We start from the raw sequence: 15,395 nt of genomic DNA, 5'->3' as shown, positions 1-15,395 counted from the left end.
AGGGAGTAGTACCGATGGCTTACATCATCAGCAAGAAGCATGGCGATACCACGCTGCTCAAGACCACAGCCCTGGCATCGGCCCTGATGCTGGCTGTGCCGGCTATGGCAGCCGAAGTGGCTGCAGAAAAGAAGAGCGACGCCACGCTGCCCACCGTGAATGTGAAGGCCAGCGCCACTACAGATGCGCCCGCTTACAAGGCTGATAAGGCCAGCTCGCCCAAGCTGACCCAGCCGCTGCTGGATACACCCCAGACCATTACCGTGATCAAGAAGGAACTGCTGCTGGAGCAAGCCGCGACGACGCTGTCCGAAGCCCTGCGCAACACCCCCGGTATCACCCTGCTGCTGGGCGAGAACGGCAATACCGCCACCGGCGATTCCATCTTCATGCGCGGCTTTGATACCCAGGGCAGCATCTTTGTCGATAACATCCGCGACCTGGGCACCATCAGCCGCGATACCTTCAATACCGACCAGGTAGAGATTGCCAAGGGCCCAGCCGGTGCCGACAACGGCCGTGGCGCCGCCTCGGGCTATGTCAACATGGGCACCAAGCTGCCCACCCTGGATAGCGCCACCTCCGGCACCGTGGGCCTGGGTAGCGGCAGTTACAAGCGCGCCACGCTGGACATGAACCGCAAGCTGGACATCGAAGGCGCAGCCTTCCGCCTGAACCTGATGCTGCAGGACAGCGGCGTGACCGGCCGCGACCAGGTGGAGAACAACAGCTGGGGCGTGGCGCCTTCGCTGGCATTCGGCCTGAATACGCCTACCCGCGCCTACTTCTACCTGCTGCATGTAGACCAGGAAAACCGCCCTGATGGCGCGGTGCCAACCATAGGCCTGCAGGGTTACTACAACGCCGCCCTGGTGGGCAAGCCGCAGGCCAAGGTGGACAGCGAGAACTTCTACGGCGCCCTGAGCGACAAGGACGATGTGGTGGCCGATATGTTCACCGCCCGTTTCGAGCATGATTTCGCCCCTGGCGTCACTCTGCGCAATACCTCGCGCTACGGTAAGTCCAGCCAGGACTATGTGCTGACCGGTGTAAGCGCCTTGGCTGCGGCCAATGTGGCCGATGCCAACCCTGCCAACTGGACGGTGAACCGTAGCCGCCAGGGCAAGGATCAGGAAAACGTCATCCTGACCAACCAGACCAACCTGACCGCCGAACTGGCGACCGGTGCCGTGAAGCACAGCATCAGTGCCGGTGCCGAGGTGATCTACGAATCGCAGCGTAACAACACCCTGGGCGCAGTTGCTGGCCAGACTACCGATGCTGCCAATCTGTACCATCCCAACCCGAACGCACGCTTTGCCGCAATGGCGCCGACTGGTGCCCGCACCAAGGGCGAGACCACCACGGCTGCGCTGTATGCCTTCGACACCATCAAGCTGTCCGACGCCTTCCAGATCAATGGCGGCGTGCGCGTAGAGCATTACAAGACCGAGACCAACAGCATCAGCCTGTCGACGGCAACCAGCCATCCGACCTTGCCGGTAGGTACGCCGGTGGCCGGCTCGGTCAGTGGTTCTGACAATCTGGTGAGCTGGAAGATAGGGGCACTGTACAAGCCGGCCGAGAAGGGCAGCGTCTACTTCTCCTACGCTACTTCGCAACTGCCACCCGGTAGCGCCAACTTCTCGCTGGTGACCACCAATGGTGCCAACAACCCCAATGCCGATCCGCAAAAGGGTAGCAACATCGAGCTGGGCACCAAGTGGGATGTGCTGGGCGACAAGCTGGCGCTGACCGCCGCGATCTACCGCAGCGAGAACGACAACGAGTTCGTGACCAACACCGACGGCAGCACCTTGCCTGTGGGCAAGCGCCGGGTGCAGGGCGTGGAACTGGGTGCTGCAGGCATCCTGACCCAGAACTGGCAGATCAGTGCCGGCCTGGCCTATATGGACCCCAAGATCACCCGTGGCAATCGTTCGGGCACCAACCTGACCGATGGTGGCGTGATCCAGTGGTCGCCCAAGCTGACCTTCACCAGCTGGACCACCTATAAGCTGCCCTTCGGCCTGACCATTGGTGGTGGCGCACGCTATATGGATTCGGTGGCACGTTCGAGCAGCACCAATATCAATACGGCTACCAACCCGCTGGTGCAGGTGCCGGATTACTGGGTGTTTGACGCCATGGCAGTGTACGACGTCAGCAAGAACATGAATCTGCAGCTGAACGTGTACAACCTGGCCGACAAGGAATATGTGTCCACGGTGAACAACAGCGGTGCCCGCTATCGCCCTGGCACGCCGCGCTCGGCTCGCCTGACCGCCAACTTCCTGTTCTGATCGCAGGATAGCAAGCGCACTGGCAGCCCCTCCCGCAAGGGAGGGGCTGTTCTACTTCCCGCACTACCGGGTGAGCCATGCCATGCACTGACATGACCCAACCCGTTTCAGGCGATCTTGTTGAGGAGCCACCGCCATGATGCTGCATATCCCCGAAGTGCTGAGCCGAGAACAGGTGGCTGAATTCCGCCGCTTGCTGGATGAGGCGGATTGGGCAGATGGCCGTGCCACCGTGGGTGAGCAGGGTGCCCAGGTAAAACGCAACCGGCAACTGCCCGTTGATGGCCCGTTGGCAAAGCAATTGGGCGAAGCGGTGCTGCGGGCACTGTATGCCCACCCCCTGTTCGTCTCGGCGGCTTTGCCCTTGCGCACGGTTCCGCCCCTGTTCAACTGCTACGAAGGCGGCGAGCACTATGGCCTGCATGTGGATGGCGCCATCCGGGGGGTACATGGCAGCCATCTCAGCCTGCGTACCGACCTGTCTTCCACCTTGTTCTTGTGCGACCCGGACGAGTACGAAGGCGGCGAGCTGGTGGTGGTGGACACCTATGGCAGCCATGAGGTCAAGCTGCCGGCCGGCGACCTGATTCTTTACCCCTCCACCAGCCTGCACAAGGTAGAGCCGGTGACGCGAGGTGCCCGTATCTGCTCGTTCTTCTGGACTCAGAGCATGGTGCGCGACGATGCCCGCCGCAGCATGCTGTTTGATCTGGACCAGACCCTGCAGCGTTTGCGCAGCCGTGTGGGTGACAACGAAGAAACCCTGGCGCTGACAGGCCACTATCACAACCTGCTGCGCATGTGGGCCGAACTGTGAAAGCTGGCGTCGCGGTTTTACGGCGGGGCGGGGCAGATATCGCGAAGTTGCCGGCGGGATTGCGCTACGGCCTGGCAACTTTGGCGGCAGTGGTCCTGCTGCTGGCCTTGCTGAGCAGCGCGGCCCGCTGGTGGCAGCCTAGCCTGCAGCGCCTGCTGGATCCGGTAGCGACCCAGGTTGACGCAGCAGGCCAGCCCTTGAGTGCGGTGCAACTGCGCGCTCACGCCCACGAGGCGTTTGGGCCGGGGCAGGTCGTGGCCGTGCAGCCGCCCACTGCTGCCGGCCATGCTGCCGTGGTGCTGCTGGCCGGTGTAGCGGGGCCAGAGCTGCGCTATCTCAACCCCTACAACGGCAAAGCATTGCCACGGCCGCGTGGCCGGCACGCGTTTGCCGCACTGGTGCGCCAGCATCAGGCATGGGGCGGTTATGGTGGGAGCCTGCTGGGTGCGGTACTGGCCGCACTGGCCTGCTATGCCTTGCAGCGTGCGCCGCGCCGCGATGTGACCGCCAACCAGGCCGTGCTGGTTGCCCACGCCAGCCAGACCGGCCACGCCGAGGAGCTGGCCGAAAAAACCGCTGCGGCGCTGCAGGCTGCAGGCTTGCATGTGGTCATCAAGCCGCTGGGGACGCTGACTGTGGCCGATCTGGCGGACTACCAGCGCGCCTTGCTGGTGGTCAGCACCTTCGGCGAGGGCGAGGCACCCGATGGTGCTCAGGCGTTTGCCCGTCAATTGGGCCGCAGCGCCAAGCTGGCGGGTCTCCACTATGGCCTGCTGGCCCTGGGAGATAGCCACTACCCGCACTTCTGCGGCTTTGGCCGCCAGTTGGATGCCTGGCTGGCGGGGCAGGGGGCAACGGCCTTGTTTGAGCGCATCGAAGTAGACCAGGGCGACCCGTCCGCCGTCGCTGCCTGGCAAACCCGGCTGACCGAGCTGACCGGCCAGATGGCGCCTGCATGGCAAGGCCCAAGGTTCGATGAATGGCGGCTGGTTCACCGCAGGCGGCTCAATCCTGGCAGTCTGGGCGCAGGCGCCTTTCATATTGCGCTGGCGCCGCCGGCTGATGACCTCCTGGTCTGGCAATCGGGCGATATCGTGGAGATACTGCCGCAGCATCCACCAGCCAGGGTGCAGGCATGGCTGGCCCAGCAAGGTTGGGACGGCGAACAGGCCGTGGCCTACGAAGGTAGCACCTGCAGCCTGCAAACCGCCTTGGCCAACAGCGTATGGCCGGAGGCGCCAGCGGCGGATATCCCCTCCTTGCTGGCACAGCTCAAGCCCCTGCGGCCGCGTGAATACTCTATCGCGTCGGTGCCGGACGATGGCCGGCTGGAACTGTTGGTGCGGCAGATCAAGCTGGGAGACGAGCTGAGCCTGGGCTCTGGCTGGCTGACCGAGCATGCCCCGCTGGAGGGGAAGGTGCGGCTGCATATACGCAGCAATCCAGGCTTTCATCTGCCTGTCCAGCTCGTACCCATGATACTCATCGGCAATGGCACCGGCCTTGCCAGTCTGCGGGCGCACCTCAAGGCGGCCTCTGGCGGCGAGCACTGGCTGATCTTTGGCGAACGGCAGGCAGCACACGATTACTACTACCGCGACGAACTGGCTGCCTGGCAGGCAGACGGTACGCTGGCCCGGTTGGATACCGCCTTCTCGCGCGACCAGGCGGCACGCATCTATGTGCAAGACCTGCTGCGCGAGGCGGGCGATGAGGTGATCGCCTGGGTGGAGCGCGGTGCAGCCCTCTATATCTGCGGCAGCGCAGCCGGCATGGCACCCACGGTGCATGCGGTACTCACCGAGTTGTTGGGCGAGGCGGCGCTGGCGTCATTGGCGCAGGCTGGCCGATACCGGCGCGATGTGTATTGAGTGACATTGCCAGCAGGCGCAGCCAGCCAGAACCTGCAGTGCCTGCTGGTGCAGTCCGCGCCGACGCCTGGCGCCAGCTCAGTCCGTCAGTACCCAGCAATGACTTGAGTTCATGGCAGGCCGTTGGCGATACTGGACTGGATCACTTTTCAACGCCTGGGAGCACCCGTATGTTGATACGCAAATCCATATTGCTGCTGGGCCTGGTGGCCCTGCTGGCCGCCTGTGGCGAGCCCGTTCCGGCGGCCAAGGCCGCTTATGTGGGAGAGTGGCAGGCCGCCAATATGTACCTGTCCATCAGCCAGGACGGCAGTGTGGCCTACAAGCGGGTGGATGGCAGTACCTCCAAATCCGTCAATGGCCCGCTCCAGGGCTTCCAGGGCGATAACTTCGAGGTGGGCATCGGGCCTATGTCGGCCACCTTTGTCGTGTCCGTCCCACCGCGCGAGGTGGAAGGCAGGTGGCAGATGACGGTAGATGGGGTGGTGCTGACGCGGCAGGAATAAGCGAGGCTAACAAAATCCTTCTGGCGTTGCTGTGCGAGCTTGCCGTACCCCGTACTGTTTGCTGCACGCGCCAGCGCTCGCACACCTTGCCAGAAACGCTACGCTGGGTTTTGTTAGCCGCTCTAAAGGCGCGTCGGGGTGTTTCCTTTGGTTTGTGGTGGGCGGGTGCTATGCCTAATTGGCCGGCTGCTGGCGGGTTCCCGTACCGCTCATAACGACAAGGAGGAAGCATCATGTTCCAGAAAGCCATCATTGCCTGCCTGGGCGTATCCCTGGCCGGCTGTGCGTCCACCGCCGTCTACCCGTGGAACGGTGGCGAGACTACTGCGGATTCGCCCTGCTTGGGCGAGAACTGCACCGCTGTGGAGGCGCGCAAGGCCAATGTTGCGGCCAACAAGTTCTGCCGCGAAGTGGCCAATTTCTACGAGAAAACCGGCAATGAGGCAGGCTACGCCAGCATTGCCATAGGCTGGGTGGGTGCCATCGCGGGCGCGGTGATTGCCCCTTCGGTCAGCAAATACAAGGACAGTTGGTCCGGCCTTTCCGGCGCGGCCAATACCCTGCGCTCAGACATTAACTCGGCCTTCTCCGCCGCCGTGCAGGTACGCCGGCAGGCACAGGTCGCCAAGGTGGCCAACGCGGCTTCGGCGACCTATCTTGCGATGTCTGCGCAGGAGGGGACAAGCAACAATATGCGCGTCGAGCTTTCCATCGACATGGTCAGACAATGTGCGCTGGCCGGTCTGACCGCGGATAGCGAGAGCTTGGCGGCATTGATGGGGGGCGGGGGCAAGCCGGTGGAAACCGAGCCAAAGTGATGAGCCGCAAAGCGTTCCGGCCTTTATGCGGGAGTGCAATGACCACAATGGGGTGGGTTCCGGTCCTGTGAGCTTGAATTTATGTAGGTCGATACCAGTAGCGGGTCTTGGTGGTTGCGCACTATGCAGGCCTCAGATGAGCCACTAAGTCTCTGTTTTATTTATACACAGTCATACCCGTTTCACCGTAAAATCGCGCCTTTCTGTATTCGTTATTTGACTAATTAATGAATAAAAACAGCAAGATAGGTTCTGTCTTGATGGTCTGCATGGGCAATATCTGCCGCTCGCCCACGGCCGAGGGCGTTTTCCGTAGCCGCAGCGAGGCGGCCGGTCTCGGCTTGTTGATCGATTCGGCCGGCACCCATGCCTACCATGTGGGCGAGCAACCGGACCGCCGCTCCCAACAACATGCCTTGCGGCGTGGCTATGACTTGTCCGGCCAGCGTGCGCGGCAGGTAGTGGCGGCAGACTTCGAGCGCTTCGATCTGGTGCTGGCCATGGATGGCGACAATCTGGCCAACCTGCACGCCCTTTGCCCTGCGCCATTGCGGCATAAGGTCCAGTTGTTCCTGTCGTATGGCACGCTGGATCGCGATGGCGAAGTGCCTGATCCCTACTATGGTGGTGATGCAGGTTTCGAGCGGGTGCTGGACCTGATAGAGGATGCCAGCGAGGGCTTGATTGCGGTGATAGCGCGGCAGCACTAGCGAATACCTATGCCGGCACGGAGGGTTGGAAGCCGTGCGGCATGATGCAGATTGATGGTGTGCCTGCCTGGCTGGTGGGTCGCCTGGTTTTACTCCAACTCCCATACTTCCCCAGGGGATTTCAATGCTCGAAACGCTGTTCAAGCTGCGTGAGCACGGCACCAACGTGAAAACCGAGGTTATTGCCGGCTTTACCACTTTCCTGACGATGGCTTACATCATCTTCGTCAACCCGGCCATCCTGTCCGAGACCGGCATGGATTTCAAGGCCGTGTTCGTGGCCACCTGTATTGCGGCGGCGCTGGGGTCGGCCGTGATGGGTCTGGTCGCCAACTACCCGATTGCCCTGGCGCCTGGCATGGGCCTGAATGCCTATTTCACCTTCAGCGTGGTGAAGGGCATGGGGGTCAGCTGGCAGGTGGCGCTGGGGGCGGTGTTCCTGTCGGGCGTCATCTTCATGTTCGTCAGCCTGTTCAAGGTCCGCGAGGCCGTCGTCAACGCCATACCGCATTCGCTCAAGCTCTCCATCTCGGCCGGGGTGGGTTTGTTCCTGGCCATTATTGCGCTGAAGAATGCCGGCATCGTGGTGGGGCATCCGGCCACGCTGGTCACCCTGGGCAATATGCATGATCCCAAGGCCTTGCTGGCCATACTGGGCTTCTTGCTGATACTGGCGCTGGAGTACCGCAAGGTCACCGGTGGGGTGATCATCGGCATCATGGTGGTGACGCTGTTGGCCATAGGCCTGGGTTACCAGCAGTTCGATGGCGTGTTCTCGGCACCGCCCAGCATTGCCCCCACCTTTATGCAGATGGACCTGGAAGGCGCCTTGACGGCTGGTTTGCTGGGTGTGGTGTTTGTGTTTTTCTTTGTCGACCTGTTTGATACCACCGGCACCCTGGTGGGGGTGTCGCACCGGGCCGGCCTGCTCGATAGCCAGGGCAAGCTGCCCCGCCTGAAACGGGCGCTGATGGCCGACTCCACGGCCATCGTGGCGGGCGCTGCCCTGGGTACTTCCAGTTGTACCGCCTATATCGAATCGGCTGCCGGTACCGCCGTGGGCGGCCGTACCGGCCTGACTGCGGTGGTGGTGGCGCTGCTGTTCCTGGCGGCGCTGTTCCTCTCGCCGCTGGCAAGCGTGGTGCCGGCCTACGCGACCGCGCCGGCCCTGTGCTATGTGGCGGTGCTGATGGCTCGTGGTCTGGCCGAAATCAACTGGGACGATCTGACCGAGTGCGCGCCAGCAGTGATTACGGCGTTGGCCATGCCCTTTACTTTTTCGATTGCCGACGGCATCGCCTTTGGCTTTATCAGCTACACCGGCCTCAAGCTGCTGTCTGGCCGGGTACGTGATCTGTCGCCGGCCGTGGTGATCATTGCCATCCTGTGGGTGGTGAAGTTCGCCCTGTTCTGATTGGAGTTTTCATGTTGATCGACCCTAGCTATATCCGTGACCGTATCCGCACTGTGCCGGATTGGCCCCAGGCAGGTGTGCAGTTCCGTGATATCACCCCCTTGCTGCAAGACCCCAAGACCTTCCGTGTCCTGGTGGACTGCTTTGTGCATCGCTATATGGACCACGATATCGACGTGGTGGCCGGCGTGGACGCCCGCGGCTTTATCCTGGGGGCGGTGATTGCCTATGAGTTGAACCGGGGCTTTGTGCCGGTGCGCAAGAAAGGCAAGCTGCCCTTCACCACGGTGGCCGAGGAATATGAGCTGGAGTACGGCTCGGCCACGGTAGAGCTGCATTCCGATGCGATCACACCGGGCCAGCGCGTGCTGCTGATCGACGATCTGGTCGCCACCGGCGGCACCATGATTGCTGCAGCACGATTGATACGCCGCCTGGGCGGCGAGGTGATAGAGGCTGCCGCGATCGTGGATCTGCCCGAGCTGGGCGGCTCGCGCCTGGTGCAGGAGCAAGGCATACCGTTGTTTACGGTATGTGATTTTGCCGGGCATTGACCCGCTAGGGGGCCACCATTGCCATCGTTGCGATGATGGCTTACCAGCCTACGGCCTGGGCCAGGACGGGTTCGTCGCGGACGATATCGATGATCTCGTCGCTGGGCAGTACTTCCAGCACACGGCCAGGGATGACCAGTTCGGCCAAGAGCTGGTTGTGATGCTCAGCAATGACCTGGGCCGACAGGCTACCGCGCGGGTAGGCCTGGTGGGCATCGCTGGCCACAATCACGTCAAAACCCCGATATAGCGCACTGCGCACGCTGGCATCAATGGCGCTGTCGCTGCCGCTGCCACAGATCACCAGGCAACTGATACCGGCATCCTGCAGATGGCGCTGCAGCCCACTGCCAGAGAACGCATCGGTACCGCAACGGTACAGGGTGCCGCCCACCGGGCTGAGTGGGGCCAACTGGTCTACGGCCATGCTTTCCACCTGGTAAACCCGCTCGCCGGTTTGGCGAAACGCCCTTTCCAGCTGCTGTATGCGGCCCAGTACCGGCTGGCTGATTGCGGCGTGCTGTCCATCGACTACCAAGAGTGCCCAAGTCATTTTCGTGCTCCTTTGCCTGGCGGGTGAGCATGCCTCAGCAGGGTGCCAAGCGGCTCGCCTTGATAACGAGTTGGCTCGCATGCCTGTTGAGGATGAACCGTTTGGTACGATTTGATACTGATTAGTATTGATGTGAGACTAATCAGTCCATAATGGACTGTCAAGTTACAAATTTGCCGGTATGCAGATAGAATGAGGTGTAGCCATGCCCGGTCGGGCTGGTCATGGGAACAAGGGCGGGCGTGATGGAAGCGGTGAGCTTTAAACAGAAAATGCAACTGGCCCGCGAGGACGTAATACTCGAGGCCGTCAACCATCTGCTGGCTAGCAAGGGCTTCGAGCTGATGACGGTGGACGAGGTGGCTGCCGAGGCGGGTATTGCCAAGGCCAGCCTGTATCGCCACTTTGCCTCCAAGGAGGAGCTGGCTGCGGCGGCCATGGTGCGCATGCTGGATCAGGCGCTGGCGCTGGCCGACAGCCTGCCGGAGCAGGCTGGGCCTGTGGAGAAATTGCAGGCGCTGGCCCGTTGGGCCATGCAGACACAGTTGGCCGGGCAGATGCCGGCCTTGCCCCATGCCAATTCAGCTCTGGTGGGGGCGTTGTCGCGCCATCAGGTTTATCTGGAGCGTGTTTTCCGGCTCAGCGATCGCATGGGCGAGTGGATAGTGCAGGCGCAGGAGCAAGGTTTGCTGGCGGCCGATCTGCCGCCGCAATTGATACTCTACAACCTGTTTGCCCGCGCCTGCGATCCGGTGCTGCACTTCCTCAAGGTATCGGGGGCGCACAGCGACGAGGAGATCATCGCCTTGCTGCTACGCACCACCTTTACCGGCCTAGCGCGTTAGCGCCCTCCGATTCAGGTTGCGTTAGCGCCCACCGATTCAGGCTGCGCTACCGTCCAGCGTCAGGGATCCCAGCAGGGACAGGCAATCGTCCTGGTCTACCTGGCGGATCACCCTATTGATGTCGGTATGCAGGTAGAAATCGGTACAGCTGCCGGTACCACCCTTGCTTGCGTCGGCACCCAGGGTATAGAGCTTGAAATGGCCGCTGGGCTGGGGCTCGTAGACATAGTTTCGTCCCCAGGGGTCGATGGGCAGTCTGTTCTGGAACTGCGCGTTCAATTCGGCCAGCTGTACCGGCAGCCGGCCCTGCTGTTGGCGGAACTGCAGCACGGCATCAGACAGTACTTCCAGCTCGGTACGGGCTCGATACAGGCTGCTGTAGGCAGCAGCCTTCTGCTCGCTCAGGGCAAAGAACAGGAACAAGCCGGCGTAGGCTAGCAGCCAGCAGGCCAGCAGGCCGCACAGCCAGCGTAGCAGCTTGCCCAGGGGCAGCGGGTCGCCCCACAGGAAGTAACTTGCGCCCATCTTTCCCACCTCTATATATAACCAGCTTCCTGGTAGCGTGTGTAGCCACGGCCTACCAGACCTGCCAATTCCTCAAGCAAGTTTGATTCCAGCTGCTTGAAATTAAAGCAGGATTTGCCTTGCATACGTTTGCGCAAGTCGGCGGATAGCGTGTCGAGCAGCTCAGGGAATACATAGACCGGCATCAGGTAGAACGAGACGTAAGTGCGCTTGACCTGGGTCGCGGCGAAGAACAAGGGCTCACCATTGGGCCGGGTATGGCGGGTATCCAGGTAGTAGTGCCCCTCGTCGTCGTGTTTAACCACCAGCTGATCCGCATAAGGCGCCAACAGCCCACGCAGGGCAGTGTAGACAGTAGGGAAGTCGGCTGTGGCCATGGCTGGACCCCTGGTTCACCAAAATGCTGAGAGCATACGCCTAACTGACGATTATCGCTGCAGCGAGGTAAGGGGTGTCGCCGCATGGCTAGTTATAGCGCGCCTCATATTCCTGGGGGCTCAGCTCAGACACTTGCCATTCCAGTTCTCTGCTGACGATCTGCAGAGTGATATCACCGTGCAGCGTGAGGCGCCACACTAGTTCGTCATCGCTGGCCAACTGGGCTCTCAACTCCATTTCATCTGGCTGTACCGGTTTTTGCTCGACGTTGACCCCAAGCACTAAAAACAGGTCGCCAGGTTGGTTGGCTTCTTCTGAATACGCCTGAAAATAGAGCACAGTTCTCAGCGTAAACCTGACTCGCCAATACCGCGCGTCGACTTTGCCAGAAACAGTAAAATAAAGCTGAACGCGCGGGAAACAGCTGAGATCGATGGTCATGTCGGCATTGCCGAGCATCTTGGTGCATACATCGTCCAGCGAATAATTGAAATTGCTCATGGGGGAAAACGGGCCCTCATTGATTGCCCTTGCACAGCTTCAGATTGGTACGGGTGGCACGCATGATGGGCAGGTAGCTCTCGGCGTCGGTGGGCGGGTAGTCCTCGCGTAGCTCTGCGTCGGTCTTGGCGGCGTCGTCGGCCAGCGCTTGCAGGGTCTCGCGGCAGGCGAGCAGGTTTCTGGACTTGTATTGGGCCAGTGCCAGATCGTTGCGTATCCAGCCTTCTTCCAGCCAGTTCAAGGTCTTGTTGCAGTTGTTGAGCAGTGGCGAGAGATGGGCCTCGGCATCGGCGTAGGCTTTTTTGTCGTAAGCCTGCTTGAATGCCTTGCGCGCCTTGCGCACACCCGCCAGCGTGCAGCCGGCAGCTGGCATGATATAGAGCCCCTCAAAACTGGCGCGCATGCCGCAATAGTAGCGGCAGTAGCCTTCGCTGCGATCGGCGACTTCCAGGTCGTCGCCCTTGGGCTTGAAACCGACCACGCAGGCCTTGCCTTCCTCTTCCGCCTCCAGTGTCGCGCGGCCATTGATGATTTCGCCCTCCAGGTTGCAGCTATGGGCATTGGCACCGATGGCGTCCAGCACAAAGGTCAGCTGCTTGTTCTTGCCTGGCTTGATCTTGAGTGTGCCCCAGCCACCCTCGGTGAGGTATTCACCGGGCTGTATGGTGGGGCTTGCAACCGTGGGCAAGGCGACAAGCAAGAGAATGGTAAGGATGAGACGCATGGCAGGCTCCTGGGCTGCAACCATTATTGGCGGTGCCAGCGGTGAAGCCAAGTATGGGAGTCCGTCAGCGCCCGTTCGAGTCTTGGATGGGGCTATGGCCATCGCAGTCGCCAGGTTCATTGTGGCTTGAGCCCGCCAAGCACCACAAAGCAGTGAACAGCCCTCCGGAGCTGGCTTGTCGCGTTCGATCGCTTGTCGATCAATGGCGGCAACGGGCCTGCGACTCAGTCCAGTGCATCGGCAGGTGCGCCTGCAGCCTTCATCCAGGCTCTGAGGCTACGCTCTGGGGTAGAGACAAAGCGCTGTTCCAGCACCTTGAGCGAAAGGATACGTTCCAGCCTGAAATGCCGATGATCCTGGCGGAGTTCGCACCAGGCGGCCAGGGTCCAGTGTTTCCCCCAGAAAAACAGCGCCAGAGGCAAGACCTTGCGGGATTCTATCGGGCCGTCAGGCTTGCGATACTGCAGCTCGACTTCGAGCTGATTGTCGATGGCGTTGCGCAAGGGGCCAAAGGCGGCATCATGGTTGTTGTAACAGGGCGCATACATGGCAGCCGTCGGGCGTCGTAGGTCGCTGGGCAGGGCGCTGTTGATCTTGGCCAGTGCCGTCTGGGCGGCACGGGCCAGTTGCGGGTCGCTCCAGGCGCCGGCCATCTCGGCGCCCAGGCGCAAGGCTGTCAGCTCCTCCCGGTCAAACATCAGCGGTGGCAGGTCGAGCTTGTGCCGCAGGGTGTATCCCACCCCGGCTTCGCCCTCGATGGGCACGCCGCTGAGCATCAGATCGCGGATATCGCGGTAGACGGTGCGCTCGGAGATTTCCAGTTGCTCGGCCAGCCAGCGTGCCGTGGTCAATCTGCGGCCACGGAGCAACTGCACGATCTGGAACAGGCGGTCGGCACGGCGCATGGTTTTCCTCCAGGGCGGCCTGGTATCTAGGATGGTTAGAGCGGCTAACAAAACCCTGCCTGACGGTTCTGGCTAGGCGTGTGAGCGCAGGCGCGCGCAGCAGACAGTACGTGGGTACGGCAAGCTCACACAACAACGACAGAAGGGTTTTGTTAGACGCTCTTGGGGCGGTCTGCCCAGGCTCTTTGTCTCGTATAGCGCAAGGCCAGGGTAGTGTCCATCCCTGCTGGTGGCGATGGCCGGCCTCTCTTGGGTTCGCTGCCTTGCCCTGGCAAGGCAGCGAACATTCCTTGAGTAGGCGCTTACTGCATGGGCATGTGCAGGCCTACCGTATTTCCTTCGCTATCGCGGATGACAGCGATATGGCCGATGTCCTCATGCAGAAAAGTCTTGGGCTTGAGTACTGCGCCGCCCGCAGTCGGCACCCTGGCCAGCACGGCATCCAGCTCGCTGGTGCCCAGATAGGCAATGGTGCCTTGGGCATTGGGCTGCAGATGGGCCGCTTTGACCAGGGCGCCGCCTACACCGGTTTCGCTATGGGGGAAGACCGCTATCTCGACATCGTCGAAACAGGTATCTGGGGTGAAGCTCAGGCCCAGCACGCTCTGATAGAAGCCGATGGCGCGTTGGAGGTCGTTGGCGGGAATCTCAAACCAGTTCAGTGCATTCATGTTGGGTCTCCTCATTAAGTACGGGCGGGTGCCCGATGGAGACCAGTGTGCAGGGGGGCTACTGACAGCGTACTGTCAGTAGCCTGGCAGGGGCTGGGAATGGACAACGGCCGCACAGGGCGGCCGTTGTGGATAGGGCGTGGGCTGCGCGATCAAACGATGTCGAGGTGGTCCAGGCCCGCCAGTGCATCGCGGTTCTTGGATTCCTTGGACTGTAGCTTGATACGCAGGCGCAGGTCGTTGACCGAGTCGGCGTTGCGCAGGGCGTCTTCGTAGCTGATCTTGCCGTCCTCGTACAGGTCGAACAGGGCCTGGTCAAAGGTCTGCATGCCCAGCTCGCGGCTCTTGGCCATGATTTCCTTGATCTCGTGCACATCGCCCTTGAAGATCAGGTCGGAGATCAGCGGCGAATTGAGCATGACTTCGACCGCCGCTGCACGACCCTTGCCCACGCGTAGCGGTATCAGCCGTTGCGAGATAAAGGCCTTGAGGTTGAGGCTCAAGTCCATCAGCAGCTGGGCGCGGCGCTCTTCCGGGAAGAAGTTGATGATACGGTCCAGCGCCTGGTTGGCCGAGTTGGCGTGCAGGGTGGCCATGCACAGGTGACCGGTTTCGGCGAAGGCCACGGCATAGTCCATGGTTTCGCGGTCGCGGATTTCACCGATCAGGATGACATCGGGCGCCTGCCGCAGGGTGTTCTTCAGGGCGTTCTGCCAGTTGTCGGTATCAACGCCGATCTCGCGCTGGGTCACGATGCAGTTGCGGTGTTCGTGCACATATTCCACCGGGTCTTCGATGGTGATGATGTGGCCGTAGCTGTTCTCGTTGCGGAAGCCGATCATGGCGGCCAGCGAGGTGGACTTACCCGAACCGGTACCACCCACGAAGATCACCAGGCCGCGCTTGGCCAGCGCCACGTCCTTGAGCACGGGCGGCAGGCCCAGCTCGTCAAACTTGGGAATCTCGGTGGTAATGGTCCGCAGCACCAAGCCGATGCGGCCCTGTTGCTGGAAGGCGTTGCAGCGGAAGCGGCCTATGCCGCCAGGGCTGATGGCAAAGTTACATTCCTTGGTGGCTTCGAACTCTTCGGCCTGCCTGTCGTTCATCACGGCGCGGCACAACTCCTTGGTGTGCTGGCTGGTGAGCGCCTGGCTGGAGACCGGCGTCAGCTTGCCGTCTATCTTCATTGCCGGGGGGAAATCGGCGGTGATGAACAAGTCCGATGCATTTTTCTGCCGCATCAATCGCAGCAGATCGTGCATGAACTTGGTGGCTTGTTCCTTTTCCATGTCTTGCTCCA

The 15,395-nt window shown here is 61.5% G+C and carries 17 protein-coding genes; 9 read left to right on the top strand and 8 right to left on the bottom strand.

All coding sequences use genetic code 11. The features are described 5' to 3' along the window. Positions 1-14 precede the first annotated feature (14 nt). The 8 genes from QWZ03_RS00555 to QWZ03_RS00520 all read left to right on the top strand — a co-directional run bounded on the left by QWZ03_RS00555 (position 15) and on the right by QWZ03_RS00520 (position 8,993). Complete coding sequence (locus QWZ03_RS00555; protein ID WP_290330943.1) at positions 15-2,303, top strand: catecholate siderophore receptor Fiu; 2,289 nt, start codon at positions 15-17, stop codon at positions 2,301-2,303. A gap of 136 nt (positions 2,304-2,439) precedes the next feature. Beyond that, a complete protein-coding gene (locus tag QWZ03_RS00550; RefSeq protein WP_284197756.1) occupies positions 2,440-3,120 on the top strand; it encodes a Fe2+-dependent dioxygenase in 681 nt (226 codons plus the stop codon). An 89-nt stretch (positions 3,121-3,209) separates the two neighbouring features. Further along, entirely contained in the window at positions 3,210-4,991 is a 1,782-nt protein-coding gene (locus tag QWZ03_RS00545; RefSeq protein WP_290331089.1) for a diflavin oxidoreductase, read from the top strand. 170 nt (positions 4,992-5,161) lie between these two features. Continuing rightward, a complete protein-coding gene (locus tag QWZ03_RS00540; protein WP_290330942.1) occupies positions 5,162-5,497 on the top strand; it encodes a hypothetical protein in 336 nt (111 codons plus the stop codon). Positions 5,498-5,730: 233 nt separating this feature from the next. Then, positions 5,731-6,315 (top strand): hypothetical protein, encoded by a 585-nt coding sequence (locus QWZ03_RS00535; RefSeq protein ID WP_290330941.1) that lies wholly within the window; start codon positions 5,731-5,733, stop codon positions 6,313-6,315. Between the two features lie 227 nt (positions 6,316-6,542). Further along, positions 6,543-7,025, top strand: a complete 483-nt coding sequence (locus QWZ03_RS00530) for a low molecular weight protein-tyrosine-phosphatase (RefSeq protein ID WP_290330939.1) — start codon at positions 6,543-6,545, stop codon at positions 7,023-7,025. A gap of 124 nt (positions 7,026-7,149) precedes the next feature. Further along, positions 7,150-8,439: an NCS2 family permease gene (locus tag QWZ03_RS00525; RefSeq protein ID WP_290330938.1), complete on the top strand. Its 1,290-nt coding sequence runs from the start codon at positions 7,150-7,152 to the stop codon at positions 8,437-8,439. An 11-nt stretch (positions 8,440-8,450) separates the two neighbouring features. After that, entirely contained in the window at positions 8,451-8,993 is a 543-nt protein-coding gene (locus QWZ03_RS00520) for an adenine phosphoribosyltransferase (RefSeq protein WP_284197747.1), read from the top strand. A 40-nt stretch (positions 8,994-9,033) separates the two neighbouring features. Here QWZ03_RS00520 and QWZ03_RS00515 read toward each other — a convergent pair whose 3' ends face one another. Further along, a complete protein-coding gene (locus QWZ03_RS00515; RefSeq protein WP_290330937.1) occupies positions 9,034-9,546 on the bottom strand; it encodes an isochorismatase family protein in 513 nt (170 codons plus the stop codon). A 272-nt stretch (positions 9,547-9,818) separates the two neighbouring features. Here QWZ03_RS00515 and QWZ03_RS00510 point away from each other — a divergent pair, with 272 nt between their 5' ends. After that, positions 9,819-10,391: a TetR/AcrR family transcriptional regulator gene (locus tag QWZ03_RS00510; RefSeq protein WP_290330936.1), complete on the top strand. Its 573-nt coding sequence runs from the start codon at positions 9,819-9,821 to the stop codon at positions 10,389-10,391. A 36-nt stretch (positions 10,392-10,427) separates the two neighbouring features. Here QWZ03_RS00510 and QWZ03_RS00505 read toward each other — a convergent pair whose 3' ends face one another. From QWZ03_RS00505 to QWZ03_RS00475, 7 genes are all read right to left on the bottom strand, one after another. Then, the gene (locus tag QWZ03_RS00505; protein WP_284197744.1) at positions 10,428-10,916 is read right to left on the bottom strand and encodes a type II secretion system protein GspG; all 489 of its coding nucleotides are present in this window, start codon (positions 10,914-10,916) and stop codon (positions 10,428-10,430) included. An 11-nt stretch (positions 10,917-10,927) separates the two neighbouring features. Then, positions 10,928-11,293: a hypothetical protein gene (locus tag QWZ03_RS00500; RefSeq protein WP_290330935.1), complete on the bottom strand. Its 366-nt coding sequence runs from the start codon at positions 11,291-11,293 to the stop codon at positions 10,928-10,930. A gap of 88 nt (positions 11,294-11,381) precedes the next feature. Continuing rightward, on the bottom strand, positions 11,382-11,795 hold the full coding sequence (locus QWZ03_RS00495) for a hypothetical protein (protein WP_290330934.1): 414 nt from the start codon (positions 11,793-11,795) through the stop codon (positions 11,382-11,384). 16 nt (positions 11,796-11,811) lie between these two features. Next, on the bottom strand, positions 11,812-12,519 hold the full coding sequence (locus QWZ03_RS00490; RefSeq protein ID WP_290330933.1) for a hypothetical protein: 708 nt from the start codon (positions 12,517-12,519) through the stop codon (positions 11,812-11,814). 224 nt (positions 12,520-12,743) lie between these two features. Then, entirely contained in the window at positions 12,744-13,424 is a 681-nt protein-coding gene (locus tag QWZ03_RS00485) for a helix-turn-helix transcriptional regulator (RefSeq protein ID WP_290330932.1), read from the bottom strand. A 302-nt stretch (positions 13,425-13,726) separates the two neighbouring features. Further along, a complete protein-coding gene (locus QWZ03_RS00480) occupies positions 13,727-14,095 on the bottom strand; it encodes a VOC family protein (RefSeq protein WP_290330931.1) in 369 nt (122 codons plus the stop codon). Positions 14,096-14,247: 152 nt separating this feature from the next. Beyond that, a complete protein-coding gene (locus QWZ03_RS00475) occupies positions 14,248-15,384 on the bottom strand; it encodes a PilT/PilU family type 4a pilus ATPase (protein ID WP_284197739.1) in 1,137 nt (378 codons plus the stop codon). Between the last annotated feature and the right edge of the window lie 11 nt (positions 15,385-15,395).

The organism is Chitinimonas viridis, from assembly GCF_030409555.1.
Classification (GTDB): Bacteria; Pseudomonadota; Gammaproteobacteria; order Burkholderiales; family Chitinimonadaceae; genus Chitinimonas; species Chitinimonas viridis.
The sequence above is the reverse complement of the archived record's forward strand: the minus strand, read 5'-3'. Positions and strand labels throughout refer to the sequence as shown.

What these genes read in the sequence shown, in the direction of transcription:
- QWZ03_RS00555 (WP_290330943.1), top strand. Translation starts at nt 15, where the DNA reads ATGGCTTACATCATCAGCAAGAAGCATGGCGATACCACGCTGCTCAAG.
- QWZ03_RS00550 (WP_284197756.1), top strand. Translation starts at nt 2,440, where the DNA reads ATGATGCTGCATATCCCCGAAGTGCTGAGCCGAGAACAGGTGGCTGAA.
- QWZ03_RS00540 (WP_290330942.1), top strand. Translation starts at nt 5,162, where the DNA reads ATGTTGATACGCAAATCCATATTGCTGCTGGGCCTGGTGGCCCTGCTG.
- QWZ03_RS00535 (WP_290330941.1), top strand. Translation starts at nt 5,731, where the DNA reads ATGTTCCAGAAAGCCATCATTGCCTGCCTGGGCGTATCCCTGGCCGGC.
- QWZ03_RS00530 (WP_290330939.1), top strand. Translation starts at nt 6,543, where the DNA reads ATGAATAAAAACAGCAAGATAGGTTCTGTCTTGATGGTCTGCATGGGC.
- QWZ03_RS00525 (WP_290330938.1), top strand. Translation starts at nt 7,150, where the DNA reads ATGCTCGAAACGCTGTTCAAGCTGCGTGAGCACGGCACCAACGTGAAA.
- QWZ03_RS00520 (WP_284197747.1), top strand. Translation starts at nt 8,451, where the DNA reads ATGTTGATCGACCCTAGCTATATCCGTGACCGTATCCGCACTGTGCCG.
- QWZ03_RS00515 (WP_290330937.1), bottom strand. Translation starts at nt 9,546, where the DNA reads ATGACTTGGGCACTCTTGGTAGTCGATGGACAGCACGCCGCAATCAGC.
- QWZ03_RS00510 (WP_290330936.1), top strand. Translation starts at nt 9,819, where the DNA reads ATGCAACTGGCCCGCGAGGACGTAATACTCGAGGCCGTCAACCATCTG.
- QWZ03_RS00505 (WP_284197744.1), bottom strand. Translation starts at nt 10,916, where the DNA reads ATGGGCGCAAGTTACTTCCTGTGGGGCGACCCGCTGCCCCTGGGCAAG.
- QWZ03_RS00500 (WP_290330935.1), bottom strand. Translation starts at nt 11,293, where the DNA reads ATGGCCACAGCCGACTTCCCTACTGTCTACACTGCCCTGCGTGGGCTG.
- QWZ03_RS00495 (WP_290330934.1), bottom strand. Translation starts at nt 11,795, where the DNA reads ATGAGCAATTTCAATTATTCGCTGGACGATGTATGCACCAAGATGCTC.
- QWZ03_RS00490 (WP_290330933.1), bottom strand. Translation starts at nt 12,519, where the DNA reads ATGCGTCTCATCCTTACCATTCTCTTGCTTGTCGCCTTGCCCACGGTT.
- QWZ03_RS00485 (WP_290330932.1), bottom strand. Translation starts at nt 13,424, where the DNA reads ATGCGCCGTGCCGACCGCCTGTTCCAGATCGTGCAGTTGCTCCGTGGC.
- QWZ03_RS00480 (WP_290330931.1), bottom strand. Translation starts at nt 14,095, where the DNA reads ATGAATGCACTGAACTGGTTTGAGATTCCCGCCAACGACCTCCAACGC.
- QWZ03_RS00475 (WP_284197739.1), bottom strand. Translation starts at nt 15,384, where the DNA reads ATGGAAAAGGAACAAGCCACCAAGTTCATGCACGATCTGCTGCGATTG.